This window comes from Thauera sp. 2A1 (assembly GCF_009469595.2).
GTDB lineage: Bacteria > Pseudomonadota > Gammaproteobacteria > Burkholderiales > Rhodocyclaceae > Thauera.
In genome coordinates, this window is sequence record NZ_SSXV01000075.1 from 1 (window position 1) to 2,466 (window position 2,466).

At 29.9% G+C, this 2,466-nt stretch carries 5 protein-coding genes; all 5 read left to right on the forward strand.

Annotated elements, in window-relative coordinates; translation table 11 throughout:
* Positions 1–373 precede the first annotated feature (373 nt).
* The gene (locus GH664_RS22375) at positions 374–574 is read left to right on the forward strand and encodes a hypothetical protein (RefSeq protein WP_153163815.1); all 201 of its coding nucleotides are present in this window, start codon (positions 374–376) and stop codon (positions 572–574) included.
* Positions 575–704: 130 nt separating this feature from the next.
* Positions 705–1,139: a hypothetical protein gene (locus GH664_RS22380; protein WP_153163816.1), complete on the forward strand. Its 435-nt coding sequence runs from the start codon at positions 705–707 to the stop codon at positions 1,137–1,139.
* On the forward strand, positions 1,123–1,401 hold the full coding sequence (locus tag GH664_RS22385; protein ID WP_153163817.1) for a hypothetical protein: 279 nt from the start codon (positions 1,123–1,125) through the stop codon (positions 1,399–1,401). Before GH664_RS22380 ends, GH664_RS22385 begins: the two co-directional genes overlap by 17 nt.
* Complete coding sequence (locus GH664_RS22390) at positions 1,391–1,720, forward strand: dATP/dGTP diphosphohydrolase domain-containing protein (protein WP_194270476.1); 330 nt, start codon at positions 1,391–1,393, stop codon at positions 1,718–1,720. Before GH664_RS22385 ends, GH664_RS22390 begins: the two co-directional genes overlap by 11 nt.
* Before the next feature lie 231 nt (positions 1,721–1,951).
* The coding region (locus tag GH664_RS22395; protein ID WP_153163814.1) for a dUTP diphosphatase at positions 1,952–2,466 on the forward strand (515 nt) is incomplete at its 3' end.

Here is a 2,466-nt window from a genome sequence, read left to right on the forward strand (position 1 = left end):
ATAAGATACGAATTCCAGAGATAATCAAAGAGAGGGTGCAAATAACGTTAATACTAAGAGTAAATGAATAATAAAATAAATAATAAACATTTCTATATGATCTTTGACAATGGGCATATAGTACATGTAGAGAATAGAAGTAATAGGTTAGTACGATATTTTAGACATCTTTTTAACTTACGTTCTAATTTAAAATTAACTTCTTTCGTTCCGAAGAAACCTTACTCTAACAAAGAAATTAAAAAGTTATCTGATATATTATATAGAAATCGCGATTTAGATGAATCTGATATTGTAGTAATAATAAATTCTATTAGACCTAATACTATCAGAGAATCTTTAACAGAGTTAGAAACTAGTGAATATTATATAAATGCAACAGCAAAAAAAGATATCAATTTACTCAAGTCTGGCAAACAAATATAATTTACCTTATCCTGTTATAGAAGTAATATGCAATAGTCCATTTAAGTTTGCTAAAGAAGTAATGTCAAATGATGAAGATACTAAAGATATTATGTTTGCTTACTTATTTAAACTTAAATTAAAAAAGAGATATAAAGAAACAAAATGAGACAGTTTATTGAAGAATGCTTAACACCTAATTATAAGATTCACTGGTTAGATTCTATTTACTTTGATCCTGTATTACTTAACAATATACAGATGTATATAGCAATTAATGACAGTAGACTATTAAGAATATGATACTAAGAAAGTTTGATAATATATATCCTAGAACATTTTGGATAGCTATAATAGAAAAGGAAGAAGATGTATACACAATATTAAAGAAATTCACTATATACAACTTATTACCAGGTTTCGATAAAATACGAAAAGAAGCTGAAGAAGAAATGTTAAAGGCGTATGACGGAGATGTTATTGCAGAATGTAGACCGGTTATGTTAAACAGTAGTTCTGAGATGGGTATTATTTGCATAATATATAGACCTGATGAATTAGATGGTACGCATATAGCACACGAATCAGTTCACATAACTGATTATTACTTTGAAGTTACAGGTATGAATGGAGAAGAATTCTCAGGTGGTGGTAACGAAGGGTATGCGTATTTAGTTGGCTGGGCTGCTGGATGTTTTATTAAAGTAATGAAAGAATATGGAAAGACAGAGTAAAGAAGATTCATTAGCTCTATGGGAATTTGAGAAAAACAACGTTAAACAATTTGGATCTAAGATCAGTGAAGAGTTAAAAGAGTTAATGGAAGTTGCAGATAAGAAGATCAATAACTATTCCTTAACATACAATGAATTCATGGATGATATTCTAGAAGGTTTAGCTAAGTTGAAAGATACAGACAGCATTGAAACTAGACAGCTACAGATAAAAGGATTGTACAATTGTTTAACTAATAAGTATATTGAAGATGGAGAATGATGGTAAGAAATATGATTGTGGTAAAGTAAGAATGGATCTGATTCCATTAGATGTAGTTGAGAATATTGGTAAGGTACTTACTTACGGAGCTCAGAAATACTCAGATAACAGTTGGCAAAACCTTCCAGATTTTTGGAAAAGATATAAAGCAGCATTACTAAGACATCTTACTGCTATAGATAAAGGAGAATTAATAGATCCTGAAAGTGGACTACCTCATATAGATCATGTACTTTGTAATACAGTATTCTTAGATTGGGGATTTCATCATGGTAAAGCAATTAGTATTAATACAAAAGATATTGAACAAGATGAATAATTTAGAAGCTATTTGGTGGGAAACATAGGATATAGATGTAAATAAAAATCGTATCGGTAATCCTACTTTATACGTTCACTTCATACGTAAAAACGAAGAAGGTGTTACTCACGGAATCGTACACTCTAAAGAAGTTACACAAGGTCTTAATGTTGATACAATTAAGAATGAAATAATTAAAGAGATAGTAGAAGTTTTAGAAGAAGGTTATAGAAAAGTAGAAAAAGAATTATGGAACAGTTGAAATTTAAAAAGTTAGATTACTCAGTAAAGAAAGAAGACGGCACAGAAGAGATTAAAAAATCTGAAGGTAAGTTGCCTATTAGAGCTACTAGTAGCAGTGCGGGATTAGATCTATATACTACTCGTATTACTCAAGAAGTAGATAATAGTGGCAAGTTAGTACTAGTATATCACACTGATATTGCTGTAGAAATTCCTGAAGGATATGTTGGATTTATCTGTATGAAATCATCTATCTCTAAAAGATCTATTATTATGTGTAATGGTATTGGAGTGATTGATTCTGATTATCGTGGAGAGTTAATGGCTAAATTTAAAGTAACTACAGATGCTATTCCTACAGTATATACTACAGATGAACCATTTGCTCAGTTAGTCATTGTTCCTTGTTCTATATTAGAACCTACTTTGGTAGAAGAATTGAGTGAAACAGAAAGAGGAGAAAAAGGATTCGGAGAAGCTACAGCAGAACAAAATAATGAAATTAAAGAAGTAAAAGAATA

Coding starts and splice junctions, on each gene's coding strand:
- GH664_RS22375 (WP_153163815.1), top strand. CDS start 374: ATGCAACAGCAAAAAAAGATATCAATTTACTCAAGTCTGGCAAACAAA.
- GH664_RS22380 (WP_153163816.1), top strand. CDS start 705: ATGATACTAAGAAAGTTTGATAATATATATCCTAGAACATTTTGGATA.
- GH664_RS22385 (WP_153163817.1), top strand. CDS start 1,123: ATGGAAAGACAGAGTAAAGAAGATTCATTAGCTCTATGGGAATTTGAG.
- GH664_RS22390 (WP_194270476.1), top strand. CDS start 1,391: ATGGAGAATGATGGTAAGAAATATGATTGTGGTAAAGTAAGAATGGAT.